The 15,149-nt window shown below is 63.0% G+C and carries 14 protein-coding genes; 4 read left to right on the plus strand and 10 right to left on the minus strand.

Translation table 11 applies throughout. The features are described from left to right. Positions 1-33: 33 nt before the first annotated feature. The 3 genes from ACJO2E_RS03440 to ACJO2E_RS03450 form a co-directional block, all read right to left on the minus strand. Complete coding sequence (locus tag ACJO2E_RS03440) at positions 34-1,089, minus strand: NAD(P)-dependent alcohol dehydrogenase (protein ID WP_406961860.1); 1,056 nt, start codon at positions 1,087-1,089, stop codon at positions 34-36. 201 nt (positions 1,090-1,290) lie between these two features. Further along, complete coding sequence (locus ACJO2E_RS03445; protein ID WP_406961862.1) at positions 1,291-1,848, minus strand: CBS domain-containing protein; 558 nt, start codon at positions 1,846-1,848, stop codon at positions 1,291-1,293. Between the two features lie 90 nt (positions 1,849-1,938). Beyond that, complete coding sequence (locus tag ACJO2E_RS03450; protein WP_406961864.1) at positions 1,939-2,238, minus strand: hypothetical protein; 300 nt, start codon at positions 2,236-2,238, stop codon at positions 1,939-1,941. A 259-nt stretch (positions 2,239-2,497) separates the two neighbouring features. Between ACJO2E_RS03450 and ACJO2E_RS03455 the strand changes: the two genes are divergently transcribed. The 4 genes from ACJO2E_RS03455 to ACJO2E_RS03470 all read left to right on the plus strand — a co-directional run bounded on the left by ACJO2E_RS03455 (position 2,498) and on the right by ACJO2E_RS03470 (position 5,558). Then, entirely contained in the window at positions 2,498-3,328 is an 831-nt protein-coding gene (locus ACJO2E_RS03455; RefSeq protein WP_406961866.1) for a helix-turn-helix domain-containing protein, read from the plus strand. 40 nt (positions 3,329-3,368) lie between these two features. After that, a complete protein-coding gene (locus tag ACJO2E_RS03460) occupies positions 3,369-3,977 on the plus strand; it encodes a LysE family translocator (RefSeq protein ID WP_406961868.1) in 609 nt (202 codons plus the stop codon). Positions 3,978-4,027: 50 nt separating this feature from the next. Continuing rightward, positions 4,028-4,579, plus strand: coding sequence for a GNAT family N-acetyltransferase (locus tag ACJO2E_RS03465; protein ID WP_406961870.1), 552 nt, complete (start codon positions 4,028-4,030; stop codon positions 4,577-4,579). A 76-nt stretch (positions 4,580-4,655) separates the two neighbouring features. Continuing rightward, a complete protein-coding gene (locus ACJO2E_RS03470) occupies positions 4,656-5,558 on the plus strand; it encodes a hypothetical protein (protein WP_406961872.1) in 903 nt (300 codons plus the stop codon). Positions 5,559-5,605: 47 nt separating this feature from the next. On the opposite strand, the gene ACJO2E_RS03475 is transcribed toward ACJO2E_RS03470, so the two are convergent. The 7 genes from ACJO2E_RS03475 to ACJO2E_RS03505 all read right to left on the minus strand — a co-directional run bounded on the left by ACJO2E_RS03475 (position 5,606) and on the right by ACJO2E_RS03505 (position 15,009). Next, complete coding sequence (locus ACJO2E_RS03475; protein WP_406961874.1) at positions 5,606-6,466, minus strand: hypothetical protein; 861 nt, start codon at positions 6,464-6,466, stop codon at positions 5,606-5,608. Between the two features lie 34 nt (positions 6,467-6,500). After that, the gene (locus ACJO2E_RS03480; protein WP_406961876.1) at positions 6,501-7,484 is read right to left on the minus strand and encodes a glycosyltransferase family 2 protein; all 984 of its coding nucleotides are present in this window, start codon (positions 7,482-7,484) and stop codon (positions 6,501-6,503) included. Next, positions 7,481-8,623: a polysaccharide pyruvyl transferase family protein gene (locus ACJO2E_RS03485; protein ID WP_406961878.1), complete on the minus strand. Its 1,143-nt coding sequence runs from the start codon at positions 8,621-8,623 to the stop codon at positions 7,481-7,483. The genes ACJO2E_RS03480 and ACJO2E_RS03485 overlap by 4 nt, the downstream gene beginning before the upstream one ends. A gap of 4 nt (positions 8,624-8,627) precedes the next feature. After that, complete coding sequence (locus ACJO2E_RS03490; protein WP_406961880.1) at positions 8,628-10,118, minus strand: alkaline phosphatase family protein; 1,491 nt, start codon at positions 10,116-10,118, stop codon at positions 8,628-8,630. A gap of 32 nt (positions 10,119-10,150) precedes the next feature. After that, on the minus strand, positions 10,151-11,662 hold the full coding sequence (locus tag ACJO2E_RS03495) for a lipopolysaccharide biosynthesis protein (RefSeq protein ID WP_406961882.1): 1,512 nt from the start codon (positions 11,660-11,662) through the stop codon (positions 10,151-10,153). Positions 11,663-12,061: 399 nt separating this feature from the next. Next, positions 12,062-14,062, minus strand: a complete 2,001-nt coding sequence (gene fhuB, locus ACJO2E_RS03500; RefSeq protein ID WP_406961884.1) for a Fe(3+)-hydroxamate ABC transporter permease FhuB — start codon at positions 14,060-14,062, stop codon at positions 12,062-12,064. Further along, positions 14,059-15,009 (minus strand): iron-siderophore ABC transporter substrate-binding protein, encoded by a 951-nt coding sequence (locus tag ACJO2E_RS03505; protein ID WP_406961886.1) that lies wholly within the window; start codon positions 15,007-15,009, stop codon positions 14,059-14,061. The genes fhuB and ACJO2E_RS03505 overlap by 4 nt, the downstream gene beginning before the upstream one ends. Positions 15,010-15,149 lie beyond the last annotated feature (140 nt).

Raw genomic sequence — 15,149 nt, forward strand, 5'->3', positions numbered from 1 at the left:
CTTTCTCGTTGGCGGCTTCGTCAGGAAACGCCTTCAGGCATCCTTCAACGACTTCATATCAATCACGAACCGATACTTCACGTCGCCCCGCTTCATGCGCTCATAGGCGTCGTTGATGTTGTGGATATCCAGCATCTCGATATCGCACCCGATGTCGTGCTCCGCGCAGAAATCCAGCACCTCCTGGGTTTCCGGCATGCCGCCGATCAGTGACCCGGTGAGGATGCGGCGCTTGCCGATCAGGTTTCGCGAATGCACGGTGGGCTCGATGGGTTCGATCATGCCCACCAGGATGTGGGTGCCGTCCACCTTCAGGGTTTCCAGGTAGGGGTTCAGGTCGTGGTGGACCGGGATGGTATCCAGCAGGAAGTCGAAGTTCAGCGCCACTGCTGCCATCTGTTCCGGGTCTGTGGAAACGACCACGTGGTCCGCTCCCTGCTTCTTCGCTTCCGCCACTTTGCTTTCGGAACGGGTGAAAATGGTGACCTCGGCCCCCAGGGCCCTGGCGAACTTGACGCCCATATGACCCAGGCCGCCCATGCCCAGCACCCCGACCTTGTGGCCCGGGCCCACGCCAAAGTGCTTCAGCGGTGAATAGGTGGTGATGCCGGCGCAGAGCAGGGGCGCGGCGGTGGCCGGGTCCAGTTGTTCGGGCACCCGGACCACAAAACGGTCGCTGACCACGATGCGCTCGGAGTAGCCGCCGTAGGTGCGCAGGCCATCGTGGCGGTCGGTGCCGTTGTAGGTGGGGGTCATGCCTTCCCGGCAGTACTGTTCAAGGCCCTGTTCGCAGGAGGAACACTGACGGCAGGAATCCACCATGCAACCAACGCCGACCCGGTCTCCCACCTGGAACCCGCTGACATCACTGCCAACGGCGGTGACGCGCCCGATGATCTCATGACCGGGTACCACCGGGTACAGGGTGCGGCCCCAGTCGTTCTGGGCAAAGTGGATATCGGTGTGGCAGACACCGCAGTAGTCGATCTCGATGGAGACATCGTCCGGTCGGGGCGTTCGGGGCTGGAAACCGAAAGGCGCCAGTCCGGAGGTTTCCGATTGGGCCGCGTAGGCTTTCACATCTGACATGGTTGTCCTCATTTTTTGGTTTTTGGCGGACGGGGTTGGAACCATCCAATCTCGCATGTGCCCGCAGTCCTGTAAAGGATGGCGATAGGGGGCACCGGGAGTGCGTTGCATTCAGGGAAGGTGTGGCACAGCTGCCGATCAACAGCCGTGCGGCGGCCCGTTCAGGCCAGGCCGGCAGGCATGACACCTGCCGGCTGATCATCAATGGACGGCGCTGAACACCCGGAAGAAATCCGACCGGTCCTGGATATCGATCGGCAACCGGAGTTTCCGGGAGATGTCGCTGGAGGAGAAAATTCCCCGCACCGAGTGGGTCTGCTGGTCGACCACCAGGCAGTGTTGCTGGCGATAGTCCTTGAGCAGGGTGACGACATCGCCAATGGTGGCTTTGGCCACCTCGTCAATACCCATTGCCATCAGTTCGCCCTTGGGGACCATCAGGTCCGTTACCGCGATGTCGCTACGGGAATAACCCTCGGCAACCTTCTGCACGATCTTGCGCTCGGCAAGGTCGTCGGAGCTGATAACGCCAACAAACCGGTCGGCCTCGTCCACCACGAACTTCAGGCGAACGTGGGTGCGGATCATCATTTCCCGGGCCTGGACCGCGGTGACCGAGGCGTCGATCACCAGCGGCTGGACCAGGCTGAAGTCGGTGAAGAACTCCAGCGCTGGCGTTTCCAGGGATACGCTGGAGGTGCCATGGGGCGACGCCAGCTCGTCGACGCTGGAAACGGGGTAAAGGGTCAGTTTCTTCATTGGAGACCACTCCTGATTTCTCGACCAGGCCCCTATGGGCCTGACATAACGGATTGGGTCAGGTGCGGGCAGGGCCCGTCCTGTTGTGCGTTAAATCCGGTGGTCGAGAAAGGGAGGGGCGCGAATGCGGTGGTTGTCCTGGAAGTCTGTACCGGTTTCGGAAACCAGTACCTGTTGGTGGGGCGTACCGGAGGCAAGTGTCAGGGCTTCGAAGCCGGGCGATAGCACTGCATCGCCGGTATCCGTAGCGGGCTCTTTACCCCTGTCGACATCCAGTTGATGCGCGGTGTCAGCCCAGCCGGTGTCGGAGACAATACGATCCTGCCCCGTAGCAGGGCCGGCGGCCAGCAACACGATAAGCAGTAACAGTATGCGCACTACGGTTTCCATGCCCGGTTCTAATGATCAAACGGGACATCAGCGGCTACTACGGGGCCACAATGTCCGGCCATGACACTGATATTAGTCAAAACTTACCGTTAGTATGTCACTCTGTTTGCGGGCACGGAAGCGGGGTGGTATCCGTTATATCCGAGATGGATGCCCGACCGTCCACTCAGCAATATTGTCCAAGCAAGCCAACCGGGATGGCGTTAGAGTATCGGTACGTCGGGGCTGATAGGGCCCGGAAACAGGCCGGGAGAGCGTTGTGGAACAGGACAGCCAGTTTCAGTTCATCAAGAGCGGGCACTTGCCGGAGGTGACCGCCCTGCAGGCGGCCATGGACGGGTTTACCTATGACAAGCATGCCCACGAGGAATACGCCTTTGGCGTGACACTCAGTGGCCGGCAGGATTTCTTCAGCAGTGGCGCCTTCCACCGCAGCACCCCCGGCAATGTGATCCAGCTCAATCCGGATGAGGTTCATGACGGCCACTCCGGCATCGAGGAACCGCTGAGCTACGTTATGCTGTACATCCATCCGCGCCAGATCGAGCCTTTGTTGGTGGAGGCGGCGGGTGTCAATTCCACGGGGGACCTGCGCATGCGCGAGACGCTGATGCAGGACCCGGTCCTTCGCAACCATATCCTGGAACTGGTGCGGCTGATTGCCAGCGGGGTGGGCAGCCGCATCGAACAGGAACACCTGCTCTACCAGATGGCCTCCCGCGTGGTGCAGCGGGTGGGGCGCTATCAGCCGGATGAACGGGTCCGCCGTGCCGACCGGCTGCTTGTGCAGGCCAAGGCGTTCATCCACGAGAATGTGGATGCGGACCTGTCCCTGGACGACCTGAGCGAGGCGGCGAACCTGTCCAAGTACCACTTCGTACGGCTGTTCCGGCGGCAGTATGGCATTACCCCGCACCAGTACCTGATCAACTGCCGCATCAACGCGGCGCGATCAGCGCTGGAGACGGGCGCGTCCCTGGGCGATGTGGTCTACCGCTATGGCTTCTCCGACCTGAGCCACTTCAACCGGCGCTTCAAGCGTATCTATGGCATGACTCCTAAGCAGTACCAGGCAAGTGTCATTGCCTAGGTAACACCCGCGTCTCGCAGACATCCCAAGGGTAAACACCATGATTGAGATAATCGCCTATGCCGTGGGCGTGATGTACACGCCTGGGCCCGTGAACCTGCTTGGCCTGAATGCCGGCATCAATGGCCAGTGCCGTGGATCGGTCGGATTCTTCGTGGGGGTGGGGAGCGCCATGCTGATCCTGTTCCTGCTGTTCGGCTGGGTCGGGACATCACTGGTGTCGGGGCATGGATTGATGGTGGTCAGTGTGCTGGGCTGCAGCTATATCCTCTACCTGGCCATCAGGATCCTGCGGGCCACCGTGGATACGGACGCGGTGGGCCCGGGCACCCGGGCGCTGCGTTTCCGCGAGGGGTTGGCCATGCAGCTGCTCAATCCCAAGGGTGTTGTGGCGACCCTGCCCATTGCCACCATCCAGTTTCCCGGCGCCGGTATCCAGGGCGCCAGCCTGGTGTTCTGGTCGGTGGTGCTGTCGGTCCTGGCCATTGGCGCGCCCGGTAGTTATTCCCTGGCCGGGGCATTGTTGGGTAGCCGTATCCGGAACCCGGTTTTCTTCCGCTGGTTCAACCGGGGGATGGCGGTGCTGCTGATTTACGTGGCCGTTGCCATCGGGTATGAATATATAGCCCTGCCAGTGATCCATGGGTAGGAGACCATGCGAAATCGCTGAACCCATCTGCACCAGAGTCGTCAGGAATCATGCCTGCAACCATCCAGACCCAACGCCTGCACCTTCGTCAGTGGAAACCGGAAGACCGTGAGCCCTTTGCTGCATTGAACGTCGATCCGGAGGTCATGCGCTATTTCCCCTCCCCGCTGACTCGGGCGCAAAGTGATGCCATGGCGGATAAGTGCGAGGCGTTGATACAGGAACAGGGGTGGGGGTTCTGGGCACTGGAAAGCAGGCCGGCCGGGCGGTTCCTGGGATTTGTGGGATTGAATAGGCCCCAGGCGGACCTGCCCTTCAATCCGTGTGTGGAGATCGGCTGGCGGCTGGTACGCTCCGCCTGGGGGCAGGGTTACGCCACGGAGGCGGCCCGGGCGGCCTTGGCATTCGGGTTTGATGAACTGAACCTGCCGGAAATCGTGTCGTTCACGGCTGTTCTCAATACCCGCTCGGAAGCGGTGATGAAACGCCTGGGAATGGTGCGTGACCGAACCACATTTGAGCACCCGGCCGTACCGGTGGGTTCACCCCTGCGGGAGCACTGCCTGTACCGGACGGTTCCCACTGGAAAAATGCGGCCCTGAGGGGCACCCGCCTGCACGGGCCACCCTGGCACCGTTGATGCATCCATGGATGAGAGCATCCAGCGGGAGGGCAGGTATGGCCAGAGGGAATATCGTTTACAGGGCGTATCACAGGATATACCGGTATCTCCGGGTCCGGTTGCTGGTGGGCAGGCTGAGGCTGGGGCAGTTCCGGGCGTTCCACGGGAACGAAGCCGCCAACCTGGTGGTCAGCCTGACGTCGTTTCCCGCCAGGATCGATGATGTGTGGATCACCATCGAGTCCATCTTCCAGCAGCACTACAAACCTTCCCGGGTGGTGCTGGTCCTGGCGGAACCGGAGTTCCCGGGCAGGAGGCTGCCCAGGTCCATCGAACGTCAGGTGGCGCGGGGACTTGAAATACTGTGGGTGCCGCACAACACGAGGAGCTACAAGAAACTGCTGCCGGTCCGGCACAAGTACCCGGACAGCGCCATCGTTACCCTGGATGACGACATTATCTACGAGCCCTGGCGCTTGGGACGACTGGGGGCGCATTCCCGGGAACATCCCGGCAGTATCATCGGTTTCCGGGGGCGGGAAGTCTGTCTGCGGGACGTTGCCGGCTTCCGGCCCTATATGGACTGGCCGTTGGCCACGTTGAACACACCTCCCTACCGGACGTTGCTCACTGGCGTTGGCGGTATCCTGTACCCGCCGGGGGTGATGGACGGCGATATGCTGTTTGATATGGCGTCGGCCCAGGAGCTTGCGCCCACGGCGGACGACATCTGGTTCTGGGCGGTTGCCCTGCACTCTGACGTACCGGTGCGCTGCCTGGGCTACCAGGGGCATATCGCCATCCGGATGAACGACCTCGAGAACTCACTGCAGAAGATCAATTGTGATGAGGGGCGCAATGACCGGCAGCTGGCGGCGGTGGCCAATGCCTATAATCTCTGGGACAGGCTGACAGCAGACAGTGCGGCCCACGATGTCGGCACCGGACAGGCGCAGTGATCCGTGGCACCTGATGGCCCCGGACTGGATGGGTTATCCCCAGGGCGTCAGGCCGTGTGCTCCGGCAGGATCCGACGGTCGTGATCCCGCTTGCTGAAATACTGCTCCACCTTCTGGTAGGCCCGGTCATTGCCGCACACCGGTATGCCCATATACCCCGCCATCCATTCCCACAGCCGCAGGCCAATTTTCTGCAGCAGGGCGACCTGCCTGGGGTGGTTGTGGTTGACCAGTCCGTCATTGTGCTCAATGAAATTCAGCTCCCGCAGTACCTCGGGGATGATCCGGACGCGGGTATCATTGCGCAGCAACAGCTTGGAGTACCAGAGGTCATCGGCGGTTGGCGCCACCTCAAGGAAGCCGTCGTCCAGGATATCCTGCTCGCGGAACATGGACCGTGACAGCACGGCGCCACCGCCGAAGGTGATGATGTAGCCCTCCGAGACCACGGAGGGGTCCCGGAGGATATCCCAGTTCATGTAGGACATGGTCCTGCCGAAGGCGTTGTAACGCTTCTTCCTGACCCGCCCCGCGATGGCCATGCCGCTGCCGGGTTCATAGGCCTGGAGCAGGGTGCTGAGCCAGTGCTTGCCGTAGGCGATATCGTCGTCCGCGGTGATCAGCAGGTCGTCCGGTCCGGCGTCCCGCAGGGCGGGGATCAGTTTGCGGTAGGGGCCGGTATTGGTTACCCATCGTAGCCTGATCCGTTGCTGCCAGTCGGCCGGCAGGTCGCTGAAATACCGGGTGAGTTCCTCCTGATCAGGAATGCCACCGTCACGCAGGTAAGGTTCGGTGGATACCCACAGCCTGATCTCGTCCGGTTGCCGGGATTGCAGGCATAGCGACATCAGGGTGATCTTGCACAGTGGGAGTCGCTGGCAGGTTGTCGTCAGGTTGACCGTTATCATTGGGATAGTCCTTTCGAATGAGCCGGGCTGAACATTAGACGGGCTCCCCCAGGAATCTTCTTGAGAGTGCCCTGACCACCCGGCCCACTGACATGGGGGCGCTTGGCGGCGTGGTGGTCAGCCCCCCCAGGCCCGCCGGATAGCAGTCCATGATCAGCTCCACCGCTTCTCTGATTTCCGCCCCGAACGACGACATGGTGCGGGTATCGTCCAGCCGGTAGGGGGGCCACGACAGTTGCTGGCGGTACATGTTGGTAATCTCCGCCAGTACCTCGTCGCCGCTGTCCCGGAACAGGCTGACCGCAATGGCGTAGGCCCTCAGGGTCTGCAGGCAGGCCTTTTCCACGCTGCCGGATGTGCTGACGCTGGTATCCCGGAACACATACTCGTAGAGCATACCCTTCATCAGGTGCACCGTATTGGCGTCCTTGAAGCATCCGATGTTGAGGATCAGGTCCTCGTTGATGTTCTGGCGCCAGGGAAAGTGCAGGTCGGCGTAGGGCATGATGAGTTCGCGCCGGAACAGCTTGTTCCAGAGCATGCCGGTACCGAACCGGAACTGGCAGAAACGGGGAAAGATATCGCGGGTAATGGTGGCATTGTCGCGGAACCGCAGCTTGGGGCTGATGACCTTGCGGTCGCCGGTTACCCGGTAGGCGCCGCAGACCACGATATCGGCCTGGTGCTCCTCGCCGGCGGCCTGCATGCGTTCGAACATCTCCGGCCGGGCAATATCATCCGCATCCAGGAAACCTATCCACGGCGCGGTGGCGGCCCGCAGGCCATTCAGGCGGGTCTCATGGACGCCCTGGTTGTGTTCGTTGTGGACGGCCCGGATCTGTGGGTGCTTCGCCGCCAGCCGGTCGATCAGGTCTCCGGAGCCGTCGGAGGAACCATCGTTTATCAGGATGATCTCAAGGGCCTTGAGGGACTGGTCCAGCAGGCTGTCCACGGACCGTTCCAGGGTATCCGCCCCATTGAACACCGGCACGATGACGGAGACGAGTGGATCGGTCATGGTGTCGCCTCCCGCAGGTTGTCATCCAGGAACTGCCGGGCCAGGGCCTGTTGCTGGCGGCGGACGGTATTGACCCGGGGCCAGTCGATCTCCGCCTGAAGTTGCTCGGTGGTGATGTCGTCCGCGTGCTCCACCAGCCGGTCCAGCAGGCCGAAACGGGTCAGCAGCGACTGGAAGCGCGACAGCCCCCGGGTGCGGTTGCCGACGGCAATAAAGGGCTTGTTGAACAGGATGGAGAACACGGTGCCGTGGAAAGAATCCGTCACCACGAAGTCCGCATCCCGGAAGCCCTGTAACCAGGCGCCGACACCAGGGTAGAGGCTCTGGTCGAAGGTGTCCTTACGGACTTCCCAGAGTGATTTCCGGGGTTTGATGGTGAAACTGTCCCTGCCGAGCAGATCCACCACCCGGTGGACAATCTGCTGTTTCGAGGGCTGGGTGTCCAGCACGTAGGTCAGCACCTTGCCCTGGTTATCGGGCCCGGCGGGGTTGTCGATCACCGTTTCGTATTCCCCCCGTTCCAGCAGGAAGGTGGGGTCGGGGATGCACTCGGCGGTACGCCCCAGGTGCTGTTCGCAAAGTCGGACGCCGGATTGTTCCCGCACCGACACCGCATGGAAGCGCCCCAGCAGGTCCCGGCAACGGTCGGTATCCCGGGGTGAGAATTCCCATTCGTCCACGCCGAAGGAGGCCGCGTAGCTCAGCCGCCGGGCCGGGCTGCCGATATCGTCCAGGAAATCCAGGAAAAAATTGCCCAGGCTCGGTGAGTAACGGGGCCGCCACACCTGGTCACTGCCGACGATGTAGGCATCGAACGGATTCTGCCGGTAATAGTCCCGCAGTGCCCGTTCTGAGGTGATGCACGGGGACAGGCTGATATGCTGCTCCCGGAACCGGGCCAGTTCACGGTACACCTGTTCCTGTTTGCGCCGGGTGGGAACGGTGCCGATCCGGCCCAGCAGGTACTTGGCGGTGTTGATGGTGTAGTCCAGTAGCGCTCGTAGCGGCTGGTCCGGCGGTCGCCGGTCCAGGGTCTGGACCTCATGGCCCTGATCGCGGAGGTACTTCTGCAGGGCGAAGGCCTGGAGCAGTCCGCCGTAGTTGTGGCCGAGTGGCTGTGTGAGGATCGCGATCTTCATGGTGTCAGGCGGCACCTTCGAAGTGCCGGCAGATCATCCGGTAGACCACCCGCAGGTCGTTGGGATCGTCGGTCTGCAGATGCTGTTCCAGTTCCTGGCTAAACACGAACAGCGGGTCGTGGCCCTTGGCGCCGGTATGGGGGTAGCGGATTCCCGCCAGGTTTTCGTCCAGTGGCTTGAGGTTGCCATTGTCGCGGATAAATTCCCAGTTACGGCTGGAGAAGTAGATGCTGTCGGGCTTGTGGAGGCGGATGTCGGGCATCAGCCGCTGGAACTGCGTGCCGGGATATTGCCGGCGGTACGGCCTGGCCTCCAGTTGGTATTCCTTCGCTTCCTCGCTGGCGTTCAGGTTCTCGCAGATCTCGTCCACCAGGCGTTCGTGTTCCTGCTCGCTGGACACCGGCCCACCGAACCGCGACCGGTCGTTGATGAAAATGCCGGCGAAGTTCCCGGTGTCGTAGAAGGTGCCGAAGGCCCGGGTGCGGCCGGGGCTGAACTTGGTCAGGGGCCGGCGGATCAGGGGCGGTGACTTCTTGCCGAAGTACTTCACGGCGATCCGGTCAGACTTGTTGCGCAGGCGGATCAGGCCGCCCCGGGCCTTGCGCTCGGCATTCGACATGCGGCTCAGGTAACCGGCCCGCTCCAGCCAGACATCCACGTTGCCCTCATGCTTGAACAGGGCGGTGCTGTGGTCCCCCACAAAGATGTAGTGTTCCGGCTCCAGGGTTTCGAACAGCTCCCGGATGCTGTTGTCCAGGTTGGTGTAGTGCTCGATCACTTTCTGCTGGGTGGGGGTTTCCGGCTGGAAGTCGCCACCGTTCTCCCGGGCCTTGCGGATCGCCTCCGCGGCCCGTTCGATCTCGAACCGGGCCAGGTACTGCACCTCGGTGGTGATCCGGAAACAGTGGAAGCCGAACTCGGGTTTCTCCTTCCGCGCCAGTTCGATGAAGGTGTCCTTCTGGGCATTCTCCGCCTGACGGATTTTCTCCAAAAACCCGGAGACCGTGCTCTCACCACCGGGCAGCCGCACATCGAACACGTAATTGTGCTGCTCCAGCAGCGGTTTGCAGGTCTGGGGGTGCATCATGGTGGGCGGGATGGCGCCGCCCGCCTTGACGCCACCGCCGCCACCGGCCACCAGGAACCCCTTGACCTGGTCCGCCGGCCCGGTGGTGGGAATGTTCATCAGGCCCACCGAGGTGCCCGCCTGGTTCAGTCTTTTCCAGATGGGTTCATTGCGACTGTAGGACAGCATGTCCGACTTGGAATAGGAGGCGTTGAAATCCAGGCCCCCCTCGGCCACCGGCATCAGGTAGAACGCCTTGTTGTCCGACGCGTGCTCACCGGTGAGGATTTCCGCCCAGCCCCGGCTGATCAGGTCCTCATCCAGGTTCCGGCTGGCGGACCGGGCAAACAGCGCCTGGGTAAAGGGCATGGGCATGGCATCGATGATGTTCCGGGAACCACCGTCGATTCCGATGACAAGCAATTTCATGATCACCTCCCTGTACAGGACACGATTATGGATCAGTGACTGTTACGCTTTCGCATCCAGGCCGTCCGGATATAGCCGAGCAGCTCGACGATATCCTCCCGGGTACGCCGGACGGACAGCGAAAGCAGCAGATAGAGACCGGCACCGATGGCACCGAACAGTAACAAGGCAACAACAGGATTCTGTGGTTCGAACACCGTGCGCAGTGCGTACAGCAGCGCCGCGGTGGTCAGGCCGATCAGCAGGCTGGGAACCAGCGCTCGCAGGTGGTCGGCCATGGTGATGGGCAGGAACCGGGTGGAGTAGACCAGGAACAGCGGCATGCGGATGAAGAACCCGGAGATGGCGTGCGCCACCACAATGCCCATGACGCCCCAGATGGAACCGATGGCGATAGCCACCAGCAGGATGAAGAAGGTGATGACCTTCCACTTCAGCAGGGCTTTTGATTCGCCGATGGCCACCAGGCTGATGGCGGTAAACGTGGTGATCGGGGTGACCACCGAGAAGGTGGCCAGGAGCTGGAACATCAGCACGGCCTCATCCCAGCCGTCGCCCAGCAGGACCGCCACCATCCAGTCCGCCGTAACCACCATAACCAGGGTCACGAACACGGTGGTCAGGGCGATCTTGCCGGCCAGGGACACAATCGCGGTGCGCAGGCGGGGCTTGTCTTCCGCCACCCGGGCCAGTGCCGACTGGAACACATTGAACACCGGTGGCAGAAGTTGTTTGGAGGGGATGGACGTCAGCTTGAAGGAGCGGTCATACAACCCCAGGGGCTGAGCACCGCCCACCAGGCCAATGCCGAAGGGCGTGATGTTGGTGGCGAAGTAACCCACGAAGTTGGCGCCGGTCAGGTTGACGCCGAATCCCAGTAACGATCGCACCCCGCTGCCCCGGGACAGCCACCCCGGTACCCAGCGGGCGGCCTGCCACCGCATGATGCTCATGACCGCAATGGTCGCGATCTGCTGGCCCACCAGGGACCAGTAGCCAAAGCCGTACCAGGCCATGGCAATGGCCACGCCGACGCCGAACAGGTTGGCAACCACCTCGATCACCGCAAGGGCCCTGAAATTCATCTGCCGCTTGAGGATGGCCTCATGCTGCACCGAGAGCCCGCCGATCAGGAAGAACAGGCTCAGGGCGCACATGATCCCGATCAGGCTGTCCTCGCCATACACCCACGCCACCAGGGGGGATGCGGCTATGTAGATGAGGCACAGCAGCCCCCCCAGGGCGACGTTGGTCCAGAACAGGTTGGACACCTGCGCATGGGTAATGTGGGGGCGCTGGATAGTGGCCATGGACAGGCCGCCTTCCATGAACACGATGGCCAGACCGGTAAACACGGTGACCATGGCTACCAGACCAAAATCCGTTGGCTGCAGCAGGCGGGCCAGGACGGTAATGGAAACGAGCTGGAACAGCAGCTTGAGGCCCTGGGCCGTCACCGTGAAGCCGACACTGCGTACGGAGTGGGCCTTGAGGTCCCCTTCAAGGTGCTGGTTCGAAAAGACACGATCGGCGTTGGTAGACAAGGTAAGTCCGTTTTAACCGTCTATGAGAGTGAATGCCACAGGCCGCATCCGGACCTGCACTTTCCGCGACGTTACATCGCCATTGCTACACGGCCATGAAGCGAATTCAGTTGAGCATTTGATTAGGGTATCGCCTTAACCGGCTCCTGGCCCACTTAACAGATGGCAATGAAACGGTACCCGCCATCGGCGAGGTTGGCTGGTATGGCCACACCGCGATGCAATGCATTATGGGTGCCAACCCGGACCTGAAGCACAAGTGGAAAAGGGGAGGGGATATCCGGCGATTCCTGGCCCACACGTCAGTTCCCTGGCGAGCGGTAGAGTGCCGAATCACCCCTGGAGGATCAACGTGCCGGGATAAGAGACGGGTAGCCTGGGAATCCGGGCCGTGGCCCATCAGTGCCTGCGCAGGCTCCACATGAAATAGGCGCCACCCAGCAGCGCCGAGATCAGGCCGGCGGGGATTTCCTGGGGAAACAGGATCTGCCGCCCCAGCCAGTCGGCCATCACCATCAGGGTGGCCCCGATCAGGGACGCGCCCAGCAGGTGGGGCAGGGCCCGGGACAGGCCCAGCATGCGGGCCAGGTGCGGTGCCAGCAGGCCCGCAAAGCTCAGGGGCCCGACTATCAGCGTGGCGAAAGCGGTGAGCACCGATACCAGCGCCAGCAGTAGCAGTCGCACCCGGCTGACGCCAACGCCCAGGGCCCGCGCTGAATCCTGGCCCAGGGGCAGCAGGTCCAGCCAGCGGGTCACCAGGGGCGTCAGTGCCACCATGACGGCGGCGCATAGGACGGCGATCGTGCCGGTGAGGGTGTCCACATAGTAAGTGGACCCGGACATCCAGGCGATCATCTGCTGCACCCGTGGGTCGCCGTTGGCCAGGATCATGCTCCGTATCGGGTCGAACAGGGCTGTGATGGCGATGCCGGTCAGTAATAGCCGCTCCGGCTGGAAACCGCTACGACGGTTCAGCAGCACCAGCACCATCAGGGTGACAAAGGCGCTCAGAGTGCCGGCCAGCAGCAGGATGGGCAGTGACACCGTGGCCATCACCACAATGGTGACGATCAGGCCGATGGCGGTGCCGGAGCTGATGCCAAGGACCTCCGGACTGGCCATGGGGTTGCCGGTGATGCGTTGGATGGCGGTACCGGCAAGGGCCAGCAGGGCTCCGGCGCCCATGGCTGCCAGTATCCGGGGCAGGCGCCACTGGCTGATGGTGGACCATTGGTCCAGGCCATCCAGCGCCCAGCCTTCGGGCACCCGGCTCACAAACAGGGCCACCATCAGGGTAACCAGTAGCAGCACCAGAAGCCGGACCAGCAGACGGGGGGCATGAACCCGACGGGCGTGGAGGCCGGCGGCGGACGGCGTAGCGGGGCCGCCCTTCAGGGCCAGGCGGGGTATCAGCCACAGCAGCAGCGGCGCCCCAAGCAGGCCGGTCATGGCGCCGGTGGGGATCACGGCGGGTAAGTTTCCGGCCACCTGAAGCAGGACCAGGTCCGTGGTCAGCAACAGCAGGGCCCCCAGCAGGGGCGCCCACAGCAGGCGCTGTATCAGGGAACGGGCCCCCATCAGCCTGGCGATGGCCGGGGCGGCCAGGCCCACGAAACCGACGATACCCACCAGGCTGACGGCCGAGGCGGTGATGAATACGGCAACGCCCAGGCCCAGTAGCCGCAACTGCCGCACCGAGGCACCCAGGCTGCGGGCATTGGCTTCATCCAGTTCCAGCAGACGCAGGGGGCGCGCCAGTAGCCCTGCCACCACCGCGGCCATGAGCAGCCTGGGCAGCAGGTGCAACACGTCATCCCAGTTGTTCTGTGCCAGTGAACCGGCCGCCCACACCAGCAGTCCCCGGAATTCCTCCTGGTTGAACAGGATCAGTACGGTACTCAGGGCCCCCAGGTAGAGGTTGACCACCAACCCCGCCAATACCACCGCCACCGGGGCCAGCCGCCGGCGCCAGGACAGGGCAATCACCAGCAGCAGCGAGGCCACGCCACCGGCCAGGGCCGGCCATTTGCCACCAAAGGCAAGCAGGCCGGGGGCATAGAGGGTGGCGGCCAGCAGGCCCAGCTGTGCGCCGCTGGCCACGCCCAGGGTGGTGGGGGCGGCAATGGGGTTGCGTAGCACCTGCTGCATGAGCACGCCCGCCAGCCCCAGGCCCGCGCCGACCATCAACGCCATGGCCATGCGCGGCAGCATGCTGTACCAGACCACGGCCGCCGTCATGTCATCGCTTTTCCGCGATGTCAGCAGCGAGAGCCAGTCAACGACGGAGCCCGCCGCCTGGGACAGGGTCTCCTGCATCAGGTTGAATCCAAGCCAGCCACAGGCCAGGGCCAGCAACAGACAGATGGGGGCCGGAGAAACGCGGAGGGCGAGTCGGTTCATGAGTCAGTCGCCCCGGGCCGGGACCCGGATGTTGCCAGGGATTCGCCAAGTTCCTCCGCGAAACGGGCGGCGGAGGGCAGGCCGCCGAAGCTCCAGACCGCCGGCAGGTGCAGGACCTGACCCGCTTTCACCGACGGCAGCGACTGCCAGAGGCGATTGCTGGTCAGGTGATCCCCAACGCCCATGGGCATGGGGTCCACCACCACCAGGTAGCCGGTGGTGGTCAGTTCTTCCAGGCCCGCAGTGGCGTAACCCCAGAGGTTGGTGCCACCCCGCCAGGCATTGTCCAGCCCGAGCCGTTCGAGGACCATGTCGTATACGCTGCCCGGGCCGTAGACCCGCACGTGGCGATCGTCGATGAACTGAACCACCAGCAGCTCCGGCACGGCGTCGGGCAGCCGGTTCCGCACATGCTCAATGCGCTCGCGATGTGCCTTGATGACCTGGTCGGCCCGTGCCGGCACCCCGGCGACGTCGGCGACTTCCCGGGTGGCGGTGACCAGGTTCTGCCACAGGTCCCCTTCCGGTTCGTAGATGGACAGGGTGGTGACCGGCAGAATCCGGGACAGGGTGGGTTCCAGGGCCGCGAACAGGGGGGATAGCAGGAACCGGTCAAGGTCCAGGGACGCCACCAGCTCCCGGTTGGGCTGGGCCCGCAGGCCAATGTCCACCACGGTGTCGGGCAGGGCGGGCTGTTCCACCCAGGCCTGGTATTCGGCCACCTGGCCCACGGCAACGGGTTCCACTCCCAGTGACATCAGGGTTTCGGCAATGGTCCAGTCGACGGTGGCAAGCCGTGGGACGGAGGAATCCGCGCTGGCTGTCGCAGGGAACAGGAGACTGGCAAGGAGCAGGCAGCACCTTGCGAGGGTGGCAGCCAGCGGGGCCTTGAGGGCAGGCCGTACGCCGTCACGGGCCAGTGAGTGTCGGGGAGTTGGTAACAACATCGGGTGAAGACCGAACCTCGGGAACTGCGCTGCACCGGTTAACCAGGCTGTCGGCCCCGGCAACCGGGAAAACCCGACAGGATGCATCCGTGTTTGCATGCAGGGTGGCTGTGCGCGAAAATTGATTGATTCGCATTATA

The organism is Marinobacter shunpengi (assembly GCF_045449695.1).
Classification (GTDB): domain Bacteria; phylum Pseudomonadota; class Gammaproteobacteria; order Pseudomonadales; family Oleiphilaceae; genus Marinobacter.

Excerpts from the sequence above, each read along its gene's own strand:
- ACJO2E_RS03440 (WP_406961860.1), bottom strand. The coding sequence starts at position 1,089 with ATGTCAGATGTGAAAGCCTACGCGGCCCAATCGGAAACCTCCGGACTG.
- ACJO2E_RS03445 (WP_406961862.1), bottom strand. The coding sequence starts at position 1,848 with ATGAAGAAACTGACCCTTTACCCCGTTTCCAGCGTCGACGAGCTGGCG.
- ACJO2E_RS03450 (WP_406961864.1), bottom strand. The coding sequence starts at position 2,238 with ATGGAAACCGTAGTGCGCATACTGTTACTGCTTATCGTGTTGCTGGCC.
- ACJO2E_RS03460 (WP_406961868.1), top strand. The coding sequence starts at position 3,369 with ATGATTGAGATAATCGCCTATGCCGTGGGCGTGATGTACACGCCTGGG.
- ACJO2E_RS03465 (WP_406961870.1), top strand. The coding sequence starts at position 4,028 with ATGCCTGCAACCATCCAGACCCAACGCCTGCACCTTCGTCAGTGGAAA.
- ACJO2E_RS03470 (WP_406961872.1), top strand. The coding sequence starts at position 4,656 with ATGGCCAGAGGGAATATCGTTTACAGGGCGTATCACAGGATATACCGG.
- ACJO2E_RS03475 (WP_406961874.1), bottom strand. The coding sequence starts at position 6,466 with ATGATAACGGTCAACCTGACGACAACCTGCCAGCGACTCCCACTGTGC.
- ACJO2E_RS03480 (WP_406961876.1), bottom strand. The coding sequence starts at position 7,484 with ATGACCGATCCACTCGTCTCCGTCATCGTGCCGGTGTTCAATGGGGCG.
- ACJO2E_RS03485 (WP_406961878.1), bottom strand. The coding sequence starts at position 8,623 with ATGAAGATCGCGATCCTCACACAGCCACTCGGCCACAACTACGGCGGA.
- ACJO2E_RS03490 (WP_406961880.1), bottom strand. The coding sequence starts at position 10,118 with ATGAAATTGCTTGTCATCGGAATCGACGGTGGTTCCCGGAACATCATC.
- fhuB (WP_406961884.1), bottom strand. The coding sequence starts at position 14,062 with ATGAACCGACTCGCCCTCCGCGTTTCTCCGGCCCCCATCTGTCTGTTG.
- ACJO2E_RS03505 (WP_406961886.1), bottom strand. The coding sequence starts at position 15,009 with ATGTTGTTACCAACTCCCCGACACTCACTGGCCCGTGACGGCGTACGG.